At 42.7% G+C, this 20,468-nt stretch carries 18 protein-coding genes; 9 read left to right on the forward strand and 9 right to left on the reverse strand.

The window, feature by feature from the left end; genetic code table 11:
• Window positions 1–33 precede the first annotated feature (33 nt).
• The 3 genes from QZY09_RS21255 to QZY09_RS21265 all read right to left on the reverse strand — a co-directional run bounded on the left by QZY09_RS21255 (window position 34) and on the right by QZY09_RS21265 (window position 2,091).
• Window positions 34–918 (reverse strand): OmpA family protein, encoded by an 885-nt coding sequence (locus tag QZY09_RS21255; RefSeq protein ID WP_295675845.1) that lies wholly within the window; start codon window positions 916–918, stop codon window positions 34–36.
• A 9-nt stretch (window positions 919–927) separates the two neighbouring features.
• Entirely contained in the window at window positions 928–1,563 is a 636-nt protein-coding gene (locus QZY09_RS21260; protein ID WP_295675847.1) for a DUF1080 domain-containing protein, read from the reverse strand.
• 63 nt (window positions 1,564–1,626) lie between these two features.
• On the reverse strand, window positions 1,627–2,091 hold the full coding sequence (locus tag QZY09_RS21265; RefSeq protein ID WP_295675850.1) for a hypothetical protein: 465 nt from the start codon (window positions 2,089–2,091) through the stop codon (window positions 1,627–1,629).
• A 209-nt stretch (window positions 2,092–2,300) separates the two neighbouring features.
• Here QZY09_RS21265 and QZY09_RS21270 point away from each other — a divergent pair, with 209 nt between their 5' ends.
• The 3 genes from QZY09_RS21270 to QZY09_RS21280 all read left to right on the forward strand — a co-directional run bounded on the left by QZY09_RS21270 (window position 2,301) and on the right by QZY09_RS21280 (window position 4,344).
• On the forward strand, window positions 2,301–2,912 hold the full coding sequence (locus tag QZY09_RS21270; RefSeq protein ID WP_295675852.1) for a DUF2062 domain-containing protein: 612 nt from the start codon (window positions 2,301–2,303) through the stop codon (window positions 2,910–2,912).
• Window positions 2,913–2,944: 32 nt separating this feature from the next.
• Window positions 2,945–3,526, forward strand: a complete 582-nt coding sequence (locus QZY09_RS21275; RefSeq protein WP_295675854.1) for an outer membrane beta-barrel protein — start codon at window positions 2,945–2,947, stop codon at window positions 3,524–3,526.
• Window positions 3,527–3,969: 443 nt separating this feature from the next.
• Window positions 3,970–4,344: a response regulator gene (locus tag QZY09_RS21280; RefSeq protein ID WP_295675856.1), complete on the forward strand. Its 375-nt coding sequence runs from the start codon at window positions 3,970–3,972 to the stop codon at window positions 4,342–4,344.
• A 60-nt stretch (window positions 4,345–4,404) separates the two neighbouring features.
• Here the strand turns inward: QZY09_RS21280 and QZY09_RS21285 are convergent, their stop codons facing one another.
• The gene (locus QZY09_RS21285) at window positions 4,405–7,335 is read right to left on the reverse strand and encodes an outer membrane beta-barrel protein (protein WP_295675857.1); all 2,931 of its coding nucleotides are present in this window, start codon (window positions 7,333–7,335) and stop codon (window positions 4,405–4,407) included.
• 196 nt (window positions 7,336–7,531) lie between these two features.
• On the reverse strand, window positions 7,532–8,509 hold the full coding sequence (locus tag QZY09_RS21290) for a hypothetical protein (RefSeq protein WP_295675859.1): 978 nt from the start codon (window positions 8,507–8,509) through the stop codon (window positions 7,532–7,534).
• Window positions 8,510–8,746: 237 nt separating this feature from the next.
• Here QZY09_RS21290 and QZY09_RS21295 point away from each other — a divergent pair, with 237 nt between their 5' ends.
• The gene (locus tag QZY09_RS21295) at window positions 8,747–9,016 is read left to right on the forward strand and encodes a hypothetical protein (RefSeq protein ID WP_295675861.1); all 270 of its coding nucleotides are present in this window, start codon (window positions 8,747–8,749) and stop codon (window positions 9,014–9,016) included.
• Between the two features lie 111 nt (window positions 9,017–9,127).
• Here QZY09_RS21295 and QZY09_RS21300 read toward each other — a convergent pair whose 3' ends face one another.
• Window positions 9,128–11,773 (reverse strand): zinc-dependent metalloprotease, encoded by a 2,646-nt coding sequence (locus tag QZY09_RS21300; RefSeq protein WP_295675864.1) that lies wholly within the window; start codon window positions 11,771–11,773, stop codon window positions 9,128–9,130.
• Between the two features lie 285 nt (window positions 11,774–12,058).
• Window positions 12,059–14,074 carry an alkaline phosphatase family protein gene (locus tag QZY09_RS21305; protein WP_295675866.1) on the reverse strand — a complete coding sequence of 672 codons (2,016 nt, stop codon included), beginning with the start codon at window positions 14,072–14,074 and terminating at the stop codon, window positions 12,059–12,061.
• A 515-nt stretch (window positions 14,075–14,589) separates the two neighbouring features.
• Between QZY09_RS21305 and QZY09_RS21310 the strand changes: the two genes are divergently transcribed.
• The gene (locus QZY09_RS21310) at window positions 14,590–15,252 is read left to right on the forward strand and encodes a PAS domain S-box protein (RefSeq protein ID WP_295675868.1); all 663 of its coding nucleotides are present in this window, start codon (window positions 14,590–14,592) and stop codon (window positions 15,250–15,252) included.
• A gap of 92 nt (window positions 15,253–15,344) precedes the next feature.
• Here the strand turns inward: QZY09_RS21310 and QZY09_RS21315 are convergent, their stop codons facing one another.
• Window positions 15,345–16,280: a DUF5777 family beta-barrel protein gene (locus QZY09_RS21315; protein WP_295675870.1), complete on the reverse strand. Its 936-nt coding sequence runs from the start codon at window positions 16,278–16,280 to the stop codon at window positions 15,345–15,347.
• 9 nt (window positions 16,281–16,289) lie between these two features.
• Complete coding sequence (locus QZY09_RS21320) at window positions 16,290–16,847, reverse strand: YceI family protein (protein WP_295675873.1); 558 nt, start codon at window positions 16,845–16,847, stop codon at window positions 16,290–16,292.
• Between the two features lie 1,378 nt (window positions 16,848–18,225).
• On the opposite strand from QZY09_RS21320, the gene rplM reads away from it, so the two are divergent.
• From rplM to tsf, 4 genes are all read left to right on the forward strand, one after another.
• On the forward strand, window positions 18,226–18,663 hold the full coding sequence (gene rplM, locus QZY09_RS21325) for a 50S ribosomal protein L13 (RefSeq protein WP_295675875.1): 438 nt from the start codon (window positions 18,226–18,228) through the stop codon (window positions 18,661–18,663).
• Between the two features lie 26 nt (window positions 18,664–18,689).
• Window positions 18,690–19,076 carry a 30S ribosomal protein S9 gene (rpsI, locus tag QZY09_RS21330; protein ID WP_295675877.1) on the forward strand — a complete coding sequence of 129 codons (387 nt, stop codon included), beginning with the start codon at window positions 18,690–18,692 and terminating at the stop codon, window positions 19,074–19,076.
• 18 nt (window positions 19,077–19,094) lie between these two features.
• Window positions 19,095–19,967 carry a 30S ribosomal protein S2 gene (gene rpsB / locus QZY09_RS21335; protein WP_295675879.1) on the forward strand — a complete coding sequence of 291 codons (873 nt, stop codon included), beginning with the start codon at window positions 19,095–19,097 and terminating at the stop codon, window positions 19,965–19,967.
• Window positions 19,968–20,069: 102 nt separating this feature from the next.
• On the forward strand, window positions 20,070–20,468 hold a 399-nt coding region (tsf, locus tag QZY09_RS21340; protein WP_295675881.1), incomplete at its 3' end, for a translation elongation factor Ts.

Raw genomic sequence — 20,468 nt, forward strand, 5'->3', positions numbered from 1 at the left:
ATACTGACAATTTTTAACAGGAAGTGAATTTGCCTACTTCCCCGTCAGCACAATAACCACCCGCCTGTTTTGATCCTGGTCGATCGAGCTCATTTCGGGGTAAACTTTTGGTTCTTTGCTGCCCAGGCCTTTGTAGGTTAGCCGGGTTGGGCTGATGCCCTCGCTCACAAGGTAATCATATATGAATTTTGCCCTTGTAAGCGATAGTTCTAATTTTCGTGTGTCAAGATCTTCGCCGTCTTTACCATTGTACTGGCAGCAAATATGTCCCTGGATCTCAATTTTTAGTGTGGGATGCACTTTTAACAGGTCTTTTAACGCAACCATATATCGTACCGCCGATGGTCGTAAAAAGTGCCTGCCCGGCTGGAAAGTTAATTCGCTGAAACTGATGCTGTCGCCAACATTACGACCGCCGATATTGTTGATCCGGGTGTAAACGCTGTCGCTTTTCTTATTTGATCCGAGTGTATCACGTAAACGGGGTACCACAATTGGTTTTTTTAGCACTGGTTTTGGTGCGGCAGGCCTTGCAAAAATGATCTCGACCCGGCGATTGAAGGGGTCGCCTATGGCAGAATGTGCCCTGGTTGAAGCATCAACCTGCCCCTTGCCATTAGCAAAGAATCGCTCGCTTTTGCTGTGCAGCTTTTGCAGATACGCTTTTACTATTTCGGCCCTTGCGGTAGATAGCGTAAAGTTTGAATCCCTTTTACCCAGGTAATCTGCAAAGCCGTGAATTTTAACGACGGTTGTATCCTTTATAAAACGGCTCAGCGAATCAAGCGTAACTTTATGGGCAGGGGTGAGGTCCTTTTGGTTGATATCATAAAACAACCGTATGGTATCCCGCTGGCACGACCACGAAGGCAATGCTTTCCCGAGGATCAACAGGCAAAATATTAGCTTCAGTTTCATTTTTCCGAGTTAACGCAATGGCTTCACCATAATATTTTTAAAAAAGGTCAAACTCTTCGGATCATGGCCCTGTAAGGCGAAAGTACCGCTTGAAAGTACGCGCTGCTCATCGCCTGTTTCACGTTTTACGTTGTCAGGTTCGGTATAGTCAAGTACTACTTTGTCATTTAATTTAACTAAAACCCTTTTGCCTTCAACAGTAATATACATGGTAAACCATTCATTGTCTTTCACATAAACTTCTTTGATGTTATCAATGCCGTATAAACTACCCGTCCTTATCCAGTCGGTATGGCTGTTGTTTACCTGTACTTCGTAGCCTTTTGAGGGCCATCCACCCTGCTGGTACCCTGTATGGATATAGATGCCCGAGTTACTGCCCTTGTGGGTCATCACATCGGCTTTAAACTCAAAATTTTTAAAGTCATGATTCAGCACTGGTCCATCGTAAAATAGATGCGCGGTTTTGCCATGTACGATGATCATCCCGCTATCAACCGAAAATGTTTCGGCATTGTCGCCCACCTTCCAGTTATTCAAGGTTTTTCCATCAAACAAAGAGATCCAGCCCTTTGTATGTTGTTTTGAGGCCGAACAGGAAAGCAGCAGGCAGGCGATAAAGCAGCAATACTTGATTTTTTTCATTAGAGGAGTTTTATTTAAATCAGTTTGAATAATAAAACTAAGCTAATACTATTTATCAATGATTTAAAATGGCCTGAAATTTGGCCTGCTGATCAAGGGCGAGAACGACCAGGGGATTGAGCTTAAAATAACCAGTAATGCAATACTGAACCATATTGCCATTGTTTTAAATTTATCCTGATCCGTAGTTTTTCGTTTGGCTTTAACCGAACCGATGGTAATGATAACGATACCCGTTAACATCATGGTGATGTGCTCCATCCCGAAAAATCTGATCTGCCGTTCATGAACTGCCTCAGTGAAATGATATAAAAAATAGCTTACCACCGGGCTGATGAAATACAACCATAAGCCCAGCACTAATTGAACATGCGCAATGGTGGCGGTGATTTGCCTTACCCTATCATCAAACGACCGAAACTGCTTTTTAAAAAGCCAGCCGCGATATGCCCGAAAAATGGCAAAAAGCAAACTCGCCAAAACAAACCAGCGCACCATTGAGTGCAACGCCAATAAGGTTGGGTACATATTTATTTTTCTTCGCTGGTTATTTGATTATGATTTATGATAGGGACGATCCTCGTTATAAAACATTTTACACCGCAAATTAAAAGATTACTTTTTGTATAAGGGCCGCCTGTTATTAACAAAAGTTTAATACTACCGGTTGTTAAAGGTTTTATTAGGGCGATATTTTTGTATAACACATTATGATGCAGATACGCAAAGCCCTTAAGATGAATTTCATTAAATCCATAAAGGTTGCCGCGGCACTGTGCTCTAAAAAAGGACTAAAAAAGCTGGCTGTTCAGCTTTATGACCCAAACCAATCGGACGAGCGAAAAGCATTTTCAGCGGCCCTGGGAGTGTTCCTTGGCATCATCCCTATTTGGGGTTTTCAAACCATATCAGCCATTTTCCTGTCTGTTTTTTTTAGGTTGAATAAGGCTTTTGTATTAATATTTTCACATATCAGTTTACCTCCGTTGTTGCCCCTGGTTATATTTCTAAGTTACAAAGCGGGATCGTTGTGGATGCCGGGCAATTTTCATGGAACCGGGTCTACTCAAAATTTGAATGCCCACTTGCAGCAGTATATTTATGGCAGCATTTCGCTGGCCGCTGTAGCGGCAGTGGTAACAGGTTGGTTAACGTTTGCCACACTGAAATTCATAAAGTTTGTAAAAAAATACAGGCTGGAAGCCGGTATAAAGGTCAAACTTACTCTGGCCTACCCAGGGGCCCAGGCAGTAAAAGTTAATTTGCCCCAGGCTGCATTCATTTGTTACATTTTGTTAGTATTGGGCGTAAGGTATAAACATGCGTTAAATGGAACGCGTGTTTATTAAAATCTATCAGTATAACCTTTAACCTGTTTTTAATGAAATTTAAACTTCTCCTTATCCTTTTTATCATCATCGGCATGCGTGCATTTTCACAATCCGGCAACGCCATCGCGGTAGTTTACGGCTCGGCCAATACTTTTGTAGATATACATGGCTCCATTGGCGATTTTGGCTATAATAATAAAACAGGCACCAATTTTGGCCTTATTTACACCAAAAAGATCACCAAACTATTATCAATTCAAACTGGGTTGGTTTTTGCTGATGATAAAGCCGAAGAAAACTCAATTTTACCTGGCCGGGCAGGCATTAATGATGATGGGGATTTGAAGATCATCTCGATACCCATTATTGCTAAATTTACCTTTTTTAAATATTTGTATGGCGATGCAGGGCTTTCAATAGATAAGGAAATTAACTACTCCGGCAACTATTTATCGCTTGATCAATCGGGCATTGGGTTTGAGATCGGCGTTGGCGCCCAGTACGCATTTAGCCATGTTACAGTATTCGTAAACCCCTATATCAAGGATTATGGGATTGCCCATTTCAATAGCAAAGAAGGTTTTAACCTGCTGGAAAATGGATTTAAGTTTGGATTGGGTTATAGTTTTTAACTTTTTTAGGGAGTGGGCGAATTATTGTTCAGTCTCTGCTGTCAACATTAGCAGGTGGTCTGCATCCATTATCAAAATATTTTTACCCGAAACGGAGATCAACTTTTCGTCGACAAGGTCGTTTATATTACCCTAACGTCCAATCTCCGATTTAGGTGTTTTACCTTGTAATCATATTTGTTAAAATAGAGGTGTTTGATCCCGTCAAAAGACTTTAAAAAAATCTCTTCATTCCGCTTGTTCAAAAAGAAATAACGTTTGGGTTAATTATTGAGAAGATAAACGACTTGTTTATCTTTCTGAAAAAATAATAATCGAGGCGGTTTTAATAATATTTTTAACTCAGTTTTGGTTATATCTCCTTGTAATTTATTAATTAACGAAATAATAAAAACAATTGCATTTATTATTTGTTATAAGTAGTTTCAAATTGTAATAAGCCCATGGATATCACTGAAAAAAAGATTGTAATATTTGATGATGATGAAGATATACTATCTATCTGCAGCTTCATTTTGGAAGAACAAGGATGGACGGTTTATGCGTATACAGATTGTAATAAAATCGTAGAAAAAATTTCAGCTGTTATGCCTGATATCATTATTATGGACAACTGGATCCCTGACGATGGCGGAATAATTGCAACGCAAACGCTCAAAAAAAATGAGGCTTTGAAAAATATCCCCGTTATCTATTTTTCTGCAAATAGCGATATTGAACAGCTTGCAAGCCACGCTGGTGCCGAAACTTACCTTGCCAAACCTTTTGACCTGGAAGACCTTGAAATGGTGATCAACAGCGTGCTGGTAAAAAACTAAATTTTTCTATTCTTTTAAACACATGGCCGGGAATAAGTTTTACGTAAGGTAGCGTCGTCATTATTCGGGGCTGCCACCCGGACCACCGCCTGGGCCGCCGGGTCCTCCTGCTCCGCCATCTCTTCTCAATCCGCGCATACCGGGTTCCTGTGTTGGCGCCTTACCGGCAAATTTCTGTAGCCTTAACGTAAATGTTGCCAGGTAATAACGTGCCAGCCTGTTAACATGCGTTTCGGTAATTGAATTGGCGTTGGTTGAAGAAGTAAAACCTGTATTTTGGTTAAATAAGTCAAACGCGGATATACGGATAGCGCCACGGTGATCTTTCATAAACCGGCGCTCAACATAAAGGTTTAAAATATTAGGATTAGTTATTTTAAGACTCGGATTATAGCCATAATTGGTGGCATGCGTATAATCATAGCTAAAGGTCCAGTCGCCAAAATAATTTTTCCCGTTTATACCAGTATTCCAGGTTCTGACATTGGCCGTGCCGTTTGTAATAAAATCCCTTACTGAATTATCTGTTTTGTTGATGGCATAGTTGGTTAATAACTGGGCATCAATCTTATCAGGTATATCAACTCTGAATTGGAATTGGGGAGTGAATTGTAAGTTTTTTGAAATGTTTTTTTCAGTTGTTGCAACGCTGGTGGCCGAGTCAATATTTGTTAAAAAGCCGATGTTGTTGGCATAAGTAACAGTACTCCTGAAATACAAAGTAAACTTGCGGTTATCCAGTGGCTTTGCATAGGTTAACTGCCCTGAGGTGGTATTATAGCCGCTGGTATTCTGGTACTTGGTTAATATAGTATTTTGGAATGTAGGGTCAGACGGGTATTTGTGCGGATAAGTAATAGTATTTGAGGCTACATAGTTGGATATGGCCTGGTATTGAATACTTGCGAAAAATATATCTCCGGTTTGAAAGCTAAAGTTATTGTACCGGATAGAAAAATTACTGGTGAATTGCGGCGCAAGATCAGGGTTGCCTTTTACCGGGTAAAGGGCATTTGAGAAATCAATAACCGGCTGCAATTGGGAAAATGACGGTGTGCTGCTTGATCCGTTATAATTTACAGAGAAATTCCTGCTCCTTGAAAAATTATAAACAAAACGGGCGGTTGGAATGAAATTAAAGGCGGAGACGTGCGTGCTGGCCCCGGTTGCCGGAGAATAGCCGCTTAAGTCAGCTTGCTGTGCCCCAATGCCGAGGGTATAATTGTATTTTTTTTCGATAAAGCGGTAGTTAAGGCCGGCTTTATTTGTGGTAAAAGTATAGTTGTATTGATTGCTTAACGCGCTGTCCCTGCTGAAAACCGTACTTAGCGTGTCAAGAATAGCAATATCCTGCTTGTTATTCGAGGTCGCTGAATAATTCAGCGCGTAAGTCAATTCAAGATAAGATAATTTGCCGATGGGTAAAAGATAGGATAACGAAGTGCCATAGCTATTGGTACGGCTATAAGTACTGATCATTTGGTTTAGCGGCGCTGTTGGTGTTCCGGATGTATAAGTATAAACCGGGTTTTGGAATGAATTGCTGGGCGCAGAACTTACGGTTACGTTAATGCTTAAATTGTTGCGATGTGGCAGCCTGCGATTATATAAGGCCGTAAACCCATATGTTGGCGCCTGTGAATTGGCGTTGGTAAGCACGGTATAAATGGTAGGTGGTGGCTTCGGACTTGTAAAATTATCGGCTTCATAGTCGCTTGTGTTTGTTCCTGAATACGAGAATGTTGGCGTAACTTTTAAATAATTGATAGTATCAGGTTTGTATTCCATGTTCCAGGTAAACCGGTGGTTTATATTTTCAATTTTATCAATGCTGTTTTGCTTCTGTTCACTTGGATTTGTAGGATTTGTATTCCGCTGGTCGTTAATGGTGGTTGTTGATACCGTATTGTCTGCAAAGCTGTAACTGCCATAAACCGAAAGGTATTTACCCCATTGGTCCCTGAAATTGGTGCCCATAGAATGGGCGTTGCTGATGCCGTTTTGGGTACTGGTAAGGCTGCCATTGTTTTGGCCGCCCCGGGCAGCGTTGCCACGGCCACCGCCACCACCACCACCGCCAAATCCACCACCACCGCCGGTACCACCGGTTGAATTAAAGGTGAAAGTGTTTGCATTGGAATTATTTATACTCCCCAAAACAGCTATTTGCTGATCGCCGTTAAATTTAAAAGCGTTTAACGACACCAAATGCCTGTTTGCATCAGGGATTCCCTGGCTTTGCGGAAGCGCGTCCTCACCGTCGCCAGCAGTGGCCTGCCCAAAATAACCATAGTTTTTATCCTTTCGGATGGTGATATTCATGATCTTTTCCGGCTCACCGGTTTTTACCCCGGTAAGGTTTGCCTGGTCGCCATAATCATCAATCATCTGAATGTTTTCAACCACATCAGCAGGAAGGTTTTTTGTTGCACTTTGCACATCACCACCCATAAAATCTTTTCCGTTGATCCGTACCTTGGTAACCTGTTTTCCCTGCGTAGTAACATTGCCGTTAACATCAACATCAACGCCGGGTAGTTTTTTTATCAGGTCCTCAACCGGGGCATTTTCGCGTACCTTGTAGGCACTTGCCTTGTATTCAACTGTGTCTTCCTTTATGGTGATCGGTATCACCCCAACAATATTCACCTGGCTAAGCATGTGCGCTTCGCTTTTTATTACGATGGTGCCTAAATCCGCAGGTTTATTATCAGCGGTTAGCGCGTAATGTCTTTTAAGGGTAATATACCCAATCGACGATACGGCAATAACAATTTTATTGCCTTTTACTGCAGGAAATACAAATTTTCCGTTTGCATCTGTAACAGTCATCGTGCTGTCTTGCTGATCGGAAGTAAGTTTTATTGAAGTTCCGGGAAGTGTTTGTTTAGTTGAATCGGCAATGGTTCCGTGTACTTCTCTTCCGCTTTGAGCGAAAGCATAGGTCATTGTAAAAACCGATAGGATCAATATTGAAAATATAGTTTTCATTGGGGTATTAAAATACTTTTAGCTTCAATTTAATGTATAAGGCACAAATCCAACGCAAATGTTCAATTATAAAATGTTAAATAATTAATAATCATAGCATTGTTACATGCACTGCTATGGTATTGTTACAAACGAAAAAGCCCCCCGGGGAACCGGGAGGCTTTACATATTTATTGTTTATGTAAAATTATTTATTTTAGTTTGAAAGGTGCAAAGCTTGAGAAACCTGCGAGTAGTTTTTAAAGTTAAGATGCGGATTCGCAACATTCAGTTGTGTAAGTCCTGAGCCTGAAATTACAACTATCCTGAAGTCGAAGGCATTTGCAAGAGTGAAATTTGCTTTAAGATCGACGTAACCTACACCGAAATCTGACAAGTCGATGGTGTTGCCGGCCTCTGAGTAAGGGATAGCATACCAACCGCCAGAAGAGCCGGTGTTTCTCAGGTAGATCAAAATCGTGCCCTGGTCAACAATATCCTGTGTAATAGCCGGGATCGAAAGCTTGGTTAAGCCCACTTCAACAACACCCATTTTGGATAATATAAAGCTTTGAACGTTAGCATTGCCTTGTGCTCCTGTTGCACCAGTAGCTCCTGTTGCTCCGGTAGCACCTGTTGCTCCCCTGGCACCAGTAGCACCTGTTGCGCCTGTTGCTCCAGTGGCGCCTGTTGCTCCGGTGGCGCCAGTGGCTCCTGTAGCACCTTTAACACCTTGTGGGCCGGTTGCTCCGGCTGCACCTGTAGCTCCTGTTGCACCCGTTGCGCCAGTAGCTCCAGTAGCACCTGTAGCTCCAGTAGCACCAATAGATCCTTGTGGGCCAGCCGGACCTACCGGTCCTTGAGCGCCATCCTTTCCGTTTGTTCCATTTATCCCATCCTTACCATTTGTGCCGTTTGATCCAGCGGCGCCGGTAGCACCTGTTGCACCAATAGCGCCCGTTGAACCTGTAGCACCTGTTGAACCAGTAGCGCCGGTTGCGCCGGTTGCGCCGGTAGCACCACCAGAAGGACCTTGTGGCCCAGCGGGCCCGGTTGCGCCAATTGCACCCTGCGAACCTGTTGCTCCGGTAGCCCCGGTAACTCCGGCGGGCCCGGGTGTTTTATCTTTTTTACATGCTGCAATACTTAACAGGCACATAAATGTAATTGGTAGTAAAAGTTTTTTTGATTTCATAACTAACGAATAATTTAATTTCCTAATAATTTCAAGTTTGAATTTGATTTCCACTTTCTACGGTAATAAGTTTCAGTAGGTTACAATTCTTGTTATATGAAAAATATTTACTTAATATTTCATATTATTGAAACTGCCTTAATGATGGCAAAAACCAAATATTTGTTTAAAAATCAGTATGCGATTTTTAAAACTTATGGCACGATTTTTCGTTTAAAAACATTAAAATATTAACCTATGAATAATGTAAGCGGATCATTGCACTCAAAAGTGCACAGGTGGATTGACACCATCGGTTTCAGGTTAAACGGGTCGCAAACCAACTTTAAGGATAATGTAACTACCAATCATTATTTTTTTGAAACTTTCAATTTTTTTGAAAAGGCGAAAAATAATGACCCTAAAAATTCCAAATTTTTATGCTTTGACGCTTACGGCGAGTCTATTAAGGTTAATACGCTTTTAGATCTTCAGGCAGCTTTCTTTGAAAATATCAGCCAGCTTTAGTAAAAGCAGGCATTTTAAGGGAAGCTTTCAAATATATTTTCCGATTTTGAATTAAACAAAAAGCCCTGCATTTGCAGGGCTTTTTGTTTGTAATATGCTGTCGTTACGATGCTAAGGGCGGCTACCATTGCCAGGCTCAATGTTTTCGTCCACCGGAAGGTCAAGTGTTATTCCTCTGCCCGTTGATGCCGGCATATTGATCACCGGTTTATTTGGATTCAAAGCATCTTTTATCCTGGCGTCCAGGTCGGCATAATGGGCTGCAATGATCGGGTCTCCGCCTTTAGGTAAACGCGAATCGATCAGCTTTAATTCTACGCGTACCATCGGCCTGATATCCGACAATATCATGTTAATTGGCGTCATGCCATACGAAGCCAACTGGCTTGATGAAATTCCCGGGATGCCCTTAAAATCATCCGTTAATAAACTTTTCAGGTCCTCAATATAAGCACGCTGCAGGTTTCTTTTATATACATCCGGTTTGCCGGCGGTAAAGATTCCGCCACGCAGGTCATTAAAAAGGTCGGCCACTGTATAGGCTTTAGTACCATTTTTTGTCTCATTGTCATACATTCTGGACAGTCGAGGTGGGAAAAGGACGTTGTTCAATACAGCGGTTTGCACACTTTTAATACGATTTACCATCACGCCATTGTCAAACTTGCTTAATTCGGGGCTGTTGACAAGCCATGACGGGGTAGTGAATAATTGGTTATTAAAAAACAGGATGGCATCATGCTGCTTATCTTTACTTATAAAATCATAAACGGGTCCGTTTTGATCATACGTTTTAAAGTTTTCGTTCATGCCGCCAACGTTGGTTACCACGTGGCCCATATAGCGGTAAAACTGGGTTAATACTTCCAGGTATAATTCCTGCAGATCGCTGTAATCCTGACCTTTCTGGTAGGTCCATGTTTCTATGTTAGGCAAAATGCGTTTTAAATTGGCTATGCCGTAAGCGCCTGCCTTCATGGCGTTATCGCCCAGGTCCTCGCTTTGCAGGCGTGGGTCGATCATCGTACCCTGGCGCCCATAGTAATACAAAGGGTTACCGGCCTTTTCCTTCACCCATTCATCCAGCGTCTCTTTGTCCTGTTTTGGTGTTTTCTTGCCGGGGAGCCAGGTATAACCCCATTTAATGGCCCATTTATCGTATTCGCCAATCTGCGGATAAAAGTGGGTTACCCCGTCGCCTGGCTGTGCGATATAATTAAAGCGGGCATAATCCATTATCGATGGCGCGGTACCATGCTTGTCGGTAAAAGTTTTTGACCTCAGCGAATCAACCGGGTAAGCATAGCTCGACCCAAAGTTATGCGGCAAACCAAGCGTATGCCCTATCTCATGCGACGAAACAAAACGGATCAGATTCCCCATTTGCTCATCGGTAAATTTAGCGTGGCGGGCGTCGCCGTTAGCTGCGGCGGTTTGTACAAAATACCAGTCGCGCAGCAAATTCATCACGTTATGGTACCAACCCACGTGGCTTTCCAGGATCTCGCCTGTCCGCGGATCCGAAATATGCGGGCCGTAGGCATTCTCCACATCCGAGGCAAAATAACGCACTACGGTATAACGCGCATCTTCAGTGCTGAACTCGGGGTCCTCTTTTGGCGTTGGCGCTTCTTTGCCCACAATGGCGTTTTTAAAACCGGCGGCTTCGAAGGCTACGTTCCAATCGTTAATACCGGCGATGAGGTAGGGTACCCATTTTTTAGGTGTGGCCGGATCAATGTAAAATACGATCTGTTTCTTTGGTTCAACCAGTTCGCCGCGGGCATAGGCAGCCTCATCCTTTGGCTCCAGTTTCCAGCGGTGTATATAGGAAGTAACCTGTGCCTTTTGGGCATCGGTGCTGTAATCAGTTTGTGTTTGGCCGAAAAAGCCAACCCTGGTGTCACTTAAACGCGGCTTCATGGGTATTTTTGGCAGCAGCAGCATCGAGGTGTTAAACTCAAAGGTTATGGCCGCGTTGCTGTTATCTGTTGGCGACTCACCCGCGCGGTAGGTCTTCAGTGTACGCGCTTCAATGTTTATCGGGAAGCTTTTAATGGTATCGATATACGAGCGGCTGTTATCAACCCCCGAGATTTTATAAGCCTTTTTCAGTTCATCTGTTATGCCAATGGCGGCTATATCGCCATTGTAAAAATCCGTTACATCGATCACCACCCCGGTGGTATCCTTATTATAGGCCTTGATATCAAACGAAGCCAGGATAGCATCCAGATTGGAGTTTTTTACCGAATTGTACATATCACTGGTACTGTCGGCCCTGATCGAGTAGCTGGGCACCCTGATAAAGATCTGTTTATCATGGCGCTCCCACTTCCAAACCTGGTCATTGGCTTCTTCGCCACCATATTGCTGTCCAAATACTTTCAAATTGGGCGGTGTTTTCAGGAAACGGGTGATCACTTCCATCTCGCGGCCCAGCAGCGAATCAGGGATCTCGTAATAATACTTATTCTCTACTTTATAGGTACTAAAAAGGCCCTTGTCAACCTTGGTCTTTTCAGGGATCACATCGCTGAATTTCTTAATGCCTTCCTTTTTGTCTTTGCCAACGGTGGCTGTGGTGGTCGTTCCGTTGGGTGTAGTGGTTTTAACGGTAAGCGTTTCTGCCTCTTTCTTGGTTTTACACGAGCTGGCCGCGAAGCCGCCTATAACGGCAGCCATTAATAAATAACTGTTAACTTTTAAATATCCGGGCATATCAATAAATAAATTAGTAGTTGTAAACTTAGGCAAAATACAAAGTATTTAATAATATCCATGGTTTTGTTACAAAAGGGGCGGGGGCAGGGACATGTGTTCCACTTGACATATCGAAATCGACATTTTTGAGCGCAATCATGTAATTGATTGATAATCAATTCTCCCATGTTTTCACCAGGACGAATTTTTGTGTCACGTCCTGAAAAAGGTTTACACTTTTTGATGATTAATCCTGTATTGGGTTTACAAATATGGAACAGCATAAGAGGACTAATCGAGCATAGTCGTCCGTAGTTTCCAAACTACGGACGACTGATACTAAATAGCTCGCATTGCCTTCTTCACGTACTCCGTCAGTTCATTCACCGTATTAAAAGCGGCCAGGCCATCAGCTGCTTTTTTATGTTCATCACTACCCGGTTCGGCGCCGCTGATGTAGCGGGCCAGCATGGTCAGCATACATTTTTGCAGGTCGTTGAGCGGCAAATCGGCATTGGTATTGGGACAGCTCAGCGGCTCAAGTATAACGGTAGCGTTATTTATGGGGCCGTCTGCAAGTACGCCCGAAAAATCGGGCGCCTGTATGGCGCGCGCGCCCATTACACCGCCGCTTACATCAATGCCCTGCCAGCCAAGGATGGTTCGTACAAAAGAGGTATGGTCAAAAGGAACATTATCTGCACTGCCGGTGCCCGGCGAACGGAATACCGTACCTGGTGCTACACGCTGCGAGATCAGCAGTGTAGGTATGCGCACGCCCAGCCTGTTAAAGGTAAAGCCCGACCAATCAGTCATTTCATCAGGGGCAATGGTTGGGCCGGGCGTCACGTGGTCAAGCGTGCCGCCATGTTCGTCAAAGGTTACAATAAACAGGGTAGTATCCCAGTTTTTGTAGTTCACCAGCTTATTATAAACCTGGGCAAGTAGCTGTTCGCCCGGGCAAACGTTATAGGGCGGATGATAATCGCTGGCTGAAACAAGCGTTTTGCCCAGCACCACTTCCGGGTAAAATACGGGCTCCAGGTAGCAAAATGCAGGCAAAGTACCTCCTTCATCTATGGTGTCATAAAATGTTTTTAGTTGGTTAAAGTTACCGGATTTCTCTATCATCAGGTCCCTTATCTGTGGGAAGATCTCGGCGGTGATGGGTAAGGGCTCAAGTGCATGCCGGTGCCAGTAAATCCCCCAATCGTTATTACCGCTATTGCTTAACACGTGGAAGATGCTGCGCATGCTGGGCTGGATGGTATCTATCGGATGTTCCCCGTATTTATTGTAGTTATCGACAAATCCATTCGACGTACCGGCAATAGAAAATGCCCTGTTCGAAAACGTTTGCGAAGGCACCGAACAAAACCAGGCATCGCTTACCGCGTAACTGGTGGCCAGTTTGCTCAATACCGGCAAGTGGGCCGGCGTGTAATACTGCATGATCTGCGCCGGGTCGCTATTCTTATGGTATTTTTTATTATATGCGTCGGTTTGGATTTTATAATTTGCCAGGAAGCCCTCCATATCAGGGATAGCACCTTCAGGAGGTGTGGAGTATGGATTGTCAATGGTAGGCGGAATATTGAAAACCTGCTGGTTCACATCGTACCAGGGCTCACCGGGATCGGGATTCGGAACTTCCCATTGGCCTTCGGGCACCGGGCTAACAACTACAGGCGGTTGGCCGGGTAAAGCGTTGCTGAACGTAAGCGGCAGGCCATCATACGCCCGCGCGCTGCCTTCGGGATAAACATGGGCGGGGTTTGCCGACGCATATATTTGTCCCAACAAGTTATCCAGCGACCGGTTTTCCATCATCAGCATCACTACATTGGTTATCCCCGGCAAAAAAGGCGTTGCAGGAGGTTGTGCAACAAAGCTATTGGCTACCACAGCGTAGTCTGCGTTAACCGGCGAATGCTCCCCGGTTTTATTGATATGATCGCGGCCCCTGGGGCCACCGTTACCCGACGAAGCGTAGAAATAAGAAACGCCATAAGCGGGCAAAGCCGAAGATGAGTTGGTGCCTGCCGGCGCCACGCTTAAATCAACCTTATTGCCTAACAGCAGGATGCTTTTGTTTGCAAACGTCATAGTAATTTCGGCTTGCGTATTGCCTTCGGCAGTACCGGTTAACCACACCAGGGTAGCCGATGCTGACTCAATATCGCCGCCGGTTAACACAAAACTCAATGTACCGCCTGCCGGTATTTGCATCCCGTTTTGTATGGTCGCCCCGGCGGGCACCACATTGCTAAAACTGCCTTCGTACGAGATGCTTTGCAAAGTGAGCGCAAATGGGTTATGAGCATTGCTGATAGAAATATTGCATTGATGTGCCATGTGATAAAAAGATTACAGGTTAATATTGGTTGTATATTGTAGCCCGCAAACGGATATCGCATTGGTTTACAGGGCGGTTTGGTTTGCCTAAAGATAGCGTTTTAGTTTAATAATGCAAGTGATGAATGACGCTGCAGACTGACCATAAGGCCGTTGCATTTTATTGCGTTGTTGCAAGGCAAGGGAATGGGAAACGTTCGAAAAGTGACAGAGTCTCCAGGCATTTCGTCCGTAGTGGGGAAAGTACTGCAGGGAAATAGTAAAAGAAGAGGGAGCTGTAAATCACATTCTTTAAAAAAGTAACTTTCAACACTTTTTTTACGTTAAAATATTATATAAAAAATCATTCTAAATCAAAAATGTTTAAATCGGCAAAAATCCCTACCTTCTTTTTGATAATCGGTATTTGCTGGGCTTTATTCAGTAACCCTATTATAACCTTATTTTTAAGACATTTAGCACCACTCGAACAGGACTCCTATCGGAGTTTAAATGACTTAATCTTCGTAATCATTATGTGCTATGTTTTGTATGTTAAAATTAAAAATCAGCAACGTAAACTAACCAAATCAGAAGAAGAATACCGGCAACTATTTGAATCCAATCCCAATCCCCTTTGGATATATAATGAAAAATTGCGGTTTGTTAAGGTTAATAAAGCAGCCGTTGAAAAATACGGATACAGCACGAAAAAGTTTTTAAAAATGACCGTTAATGATATCAACTCACAAGCTGACTACATTATACTTAAAGACTATATAAATGAACCCCATGAAGAATTTCAACTTGCGGGCATTAGGGAACATGTAAAAGCCACAGGAGTAACTTTTATCGTATCTATTGTTTCTTATCCTGTTTTATTTACTAACCAGCACTGCAACCTGGTAATGGCGACAGATATTACTTCGCTGATTGAAAAAGAGAGAAAATTGAAGGATGCCTATCAAAAGATTAAAACGTCCAATGAGGCTCTTTTGCAAATCGCCTGGTCAAATTCCCATGAACTCCGAAAACCACTTTGTTCGATTCTTAGCTTAGTCTCATTACTTAAAGAGGCAAGCGATCATGAAAGGGAAGAATTCTTAAGGTTGCTGGAAATATCCTCCACCGAATTGGACCTGGTTTTGAGGCAAAACAACGAAAAAGTGGATGCAATAGAGCTGGAAGAGGTTTATTAATAATAACTATTTGTTTGTTTTTTATTCGCACTTCCAAACAGTCCTCTTCAAAAACTCTAATTTCCAATCTAATAATAAAGTTGCCTTAATAATTATCTTCTCGGCTGATAATTCTCTCTATGATTAAAATCAAACAGTCTTGCTATAGTAAAACCGATCCTGTAATTTCCTCTTAAATAATCTGCGGTGGTATTGCTTAAATAATTAATTTCGTTAGCCGTTCTGGCGTTTGTAATATTCATCGTAAACACGTGGCCACCGGTTACTAACTGGATACCAAATCCAAGGGGGTCGCTAAACCTGCTGCTGTTTCTGAAAGAAGAAAACGGATGCGCATAGTCAACAATTATACTCATTAATTTAGTCACCTTCAGCCGCGCGGCGGCAGATACTGAGAAAAACCCTTTCTTACTTCCGAGGGTGTCTGGTAGCGGCAAATTATTTTGTACAAATGAAGGCGCTACCTGTAAAGACAATCTGCGTGAAATCTTTCGGGCAATAATGGCCTGTGCAAAATACGATACACGGTCGCTAAATCTGTCAAAGTCGCCGTATGGCCTAATACCGGTTGTCCCTATCAAAGTCAGTGCAAATGGTGAACTTTCGTCACTTGTTTGGTGCAGTAAAGCATATTTCACCTCAAGACTGATCAGTCCCCCTTCATCGGGCTTTGCGCTCCTCCCGATATCGATATTCAGGTTATTTGTTAGTCCATATTCAAAACCGATATACAAATCAGCAACATAGTCAAGGCCAAATAGAGATTTGCCGCTGCCGTCGTCCCCGCCAACATCGCCAAAACGATGCATTATCAGGACATTAAAATTATTCTTTTTAATCGTTTCGGTGCTTTGCGATAAAATAAGCCTGGAAGATTCAAAAATAGCAACAGGTTCGTGTTTGTTATCACTGTTCATCGCATTGAATAATGAATCGGCAGAGGTGCTTTTTTTTATTGAGTCGGCTTTCTGAGCCAATAACCCCGTACTTACTATAAGAAAGGCTAATAATGTAAAAAAATTCTTCATTCCTGATATTTATTTTGATGGGTTGATTTTATAAAGACTGTAAGTAGCCGAAACAGTTATTTTAATATTCTCGGCAATATGATAAAATAAAATTTGAGGTATATCTATATGATGATCAGCACATTTCACCATAAACTCCGATGACAGCGTAATAATGCCATTTTTAACTATCAGACTGCCCCGAACTGTTCTTTTTTGGGATACACCATGTACAGTAAGGTCACCGGCAGCACTTACTGCGTAAGTACCGTCTTTACTAATATCGATGTGTTCCTGTATTTGACCTTTGAATATGGCTTTCGGGTATTTATCACTCTCCATATAATCCGAATTAAAATGTTGCTGCATAAATGCCTTGTCAAACTGAAACGTACTTATTCCAACACTAAAGTATAATTCGCCCGTCCCAGGATTATATACTGAGACTCCATCCGTTGAAACTGCTTTGATATCTTCAATTAATGCACTGGAAAAAAGAGTGATCCTTGCGTTTTTACAAACATATAAGTCTTGTCCTACCTGATTGATATTTAACCAGAAAAGTAAAATAACACCGATATATTTCATTTTTCTTTGTGGCGTACTAAATTGGTTGAATAAAATCCACTTTTGTAAAAGTGGATAAAAAACAATAGTTTAAAGGCGAAATCATTGCTATTGCGCATTACCGCGAACCGAATTTGGTTGAATAAGTCATACGATTAAGATAGTCGATTAGCGATGTTAAATTATATTAAAATATTTGAATGTGCAAGACTCCGCTCAAACCAAAGTCAAATGCCGAGTTTTACCCCCTGCCTGTCCAAGTGTGCCACTTGGACACACAACAATTTGAGCGTTCCGATCAATCCAAGATCAAAGGCCGAGTTTTACCCCCCCCCCCCTCCCGTCCTTCAACTTCACCAACACCCTTTGGGTTAAACTGTCGATGCGAAGGTAGTAGGCGACCTGGCGGATGGAGGGGCCCTGCGCGGCAAGTTCATGGATGCGTTGTTTTACGTCGACGCTGATGGCGGCCCGGCTTTTTGTCAGAACTCGAATTTTTAGAATTCAGCGAATTTTTGAATTCTGTTAATTCTTTAATTCCAAGAACGGCGCAGCCTTCTTTAACACCTTTAAAAAAAAATCAAACAATAAGTGAAAAATTCGAGTTCAGACGATCAGCGTTAGTGATAGCAGCGGATACCCGCCGGTGAATAAGGCCTCGCGCAGTATGAGCGGATAGCACGGGCCGCAGGCAACGCCCAAAATCAGTTGACGGCCAGCGTATCGGCAGGCAGGTAAAAACTTGCCAACAGGCTTTCTGAATTATTCACGATGTGTGACAAAGACATCAGTTCACAAAACTCTTAATTATCCGAACCAATAAATAGGTTACGGCACCGCCCATTAATAAGAAGCCTCCAACAACTATTATATTGTTTACGGTAGGATCGATTGGCTCTGTAAAGCCAACAACAAACAAGTAACCCCCTAACGGAATACATAATATAGCCAATATAACCGAAAAGTGCCTCATATTTTAAAACGCATAACCTATTCAATATACAAGTAAAAAACGAAATACCAATTATCCCTTTCCCTAAACCCTATTTAACCAACACACCAAAATCCCAACCTAAAAACCTTCCAACTGTCAAACAACATAGGAGACGCGAAGCATCGCGTCTCTACATAACCCAAATATGCCACCCGCCAACAAATACCCCTCCGTCCTAACCGGTAAAATCAACCACAAAAATAGGAGTGATCCGTCGAACCAAATCGGTGAAATCATCCTCAAAAATCGATGTAATCCTTAAACACAAAATCGGTGCAATCAACAAAAACAATCGGTGCAATCCAAAATCACAAAAACCATTTGACAATTAAACAAAAAGCCCTATCTTTGCAGTCCCGAAAATGCGGGGTATAATAAACGTTTAATTAATTTAATTTAAAGCAAGTGAATACGTTAAGTTACAAAACTGTCTCAGCCAATAAGAAGACCGTTAACAAGCAATGGGTTGTTGTTGACGCACAGGGCGAGATTTTGGGGCGCTTGTCTACGAAGATCGCCATGATCATCCGTGGAAAAACCAAGCCAGACTTTACCCCAAACGTAGACTGCGGCGATAACGTGATCGTTATCAATGCAGACAAGGTAAAACTGACCGGAAACAAATTCAGCGACAAGCAGTATGTTTCGTACACCGGCTATCCGGGTGGTCAGAAATTCATTTCTCCTAAGGAGTTAATGGCAAAGCATCCAACACGCGTAATTGAAAAAGCCGTGCGTGGTATGTTACCTAAAAGTCGTTTGGGCAAAGCATTATTTGGTAACCTGCATGTTTATGCGGGCGCCGAGCATCCTCATGCAGCACAAAACCCAACAACCATTTAACTTTTAATTTAAGGAGAAAAGAAAAAATGCCAACAACTAACACTTCGGGCAGAAGAAAAACAGCAGTTGCACGCATCTACTTAACAGATGGAGCCGGTGCAATTACCGTAAACGGTAAAGATTACAAGGAGTATTTTCCAACATTGCCATTACAATACATCGTTATGCAAAGCACTGAAGTTTCTGGTTCAACCGGAAAATTCGATGTAAAAGTTAACGTTGCAGGTGGTGGCGTAAAAGGACAGGCAGAAGCCGTTCGTTTAGCCATCGCGAAAGCTATCGTTGAACTCGACCCTGAAAAGAAACCAGCCCTGCGCGCTAAAGGTATCATGACACGTGACGACCGTATGGTTGAACGTAAAAAACCAGGTCGCAAGAAAGCACGTAAGAGATTCCAATTCAGTAAACGTTAATCAAAGGAGGACAACAAAATGGCAAGAACAACATATCAGGATTTACTGGATGCAGGTGTACACTTTGGTCACCTTACCCGCAAATGGGACCCAAAAATGTCGCAGTACATTTTTATGGAGCGCAACGGTATCCACATTATCGATTTAAATAAAACCTTAACCAAGGTTGAAGAAGCTGCTGCAGCTATAAAACAAATTGTAAAGTCAGGACGTAAAGTATTATTCGTAGCTACAAAGAAACAAGCGAAAGATATCGTTGCTGATTATGCAAAAACGGTAAACATGCCTTTTATCACCGAAAGGTGGTTAGGTGGTATGTTAACCAACTTTGCTACCGTACGCAAGTCGATCAAAAAGATGTCAAACATCGATAAATTGACCAAAGACGGTACTTATGCAAACCTTTCGAAAAAAGAAAGGCTGATGATACAGCGCGAGCGTATTAAACTGGAAACTTTATTAGGTGGCATCTCTGACCTGAACCGTTTACCTGCAGCTTTATTTTTGATCGACGTTAAAAAGGAACACATCGCTGTTTCTGAAGCATTAAAATTGAATATCCCTACCTTCGCGATGGTGGATACCAACTCTGATCCTTCAAACATCGATTTCCCTATCCCTGCAAATGACGATGCAACCAAATCAATTTCATTGATCACCGGTATCATCATCCAGGCGATTGTTGAAGGTTTGGAAGAACGCAAACGCGAAAAAGAAGACGAAGCTGAGAAAGAAGCAGCAGTTGCGAAAGCAAAAGCTGATGCTCCTGAAGCAGTAACGATTGAACGGGCACCGAACGAAGGTGGCAAAAGAGCACGTAAAGGCACTGCAGAAGTTGACGCTGCCGTTGCTGAAGCTGCCGCTGAAACCGGAACTGAGCCCGCTGAGTAATACATAGGTGTAAGGGTTGTAAAGGTTGTAAATTTAAAACCCTTACAACCTTTGCAGCCCTTATATCATTTACAAATACTACAACATTAAAAACACATAACAATGTCTACAGTAACAATATCTGCAGCCGACGTAAACAAACTGCGCCAGCAAACTGGTGCGGGTATGATGGATTGCAAAAAAGCTTTAACTGAAACCAATGGTGATTTTGAAGCTGCCATTGATTTTTTAAGAAAAAAAGGTGCTAAAGTGGCTGCCAGCCGCCAGGACCGTGAATCAAACGAAGGTGTGGTTATCGCACGTACTTCGGCTGATGGCAAACGTGGTGTAATTATCGAATTGAACTGCGAAACTGATTTCGTGGCTAAAAACGCTGAATTTATTGCTTTTGCTAACGCGATCGCTACCGTTGCCGTTGAAAACAACCCTGCTTCCCTGGAAGCATTGAATGAGCTTGCTGTTGATGGTCAGAAAATCGGCGAAGCTGTTATCGACAAAACA

It is taken from the genome of uncultured Mucilaginibacter sp. (genome assembly GCF_903913935.1).
In the GTDB taxonomy this organism is placed as follows: domain Bacteria; phylum Bacteroidota; class Bacteroidia; order Sphingobacteriales; family Sphingobacteriaceae; genus Mucilaginibacter.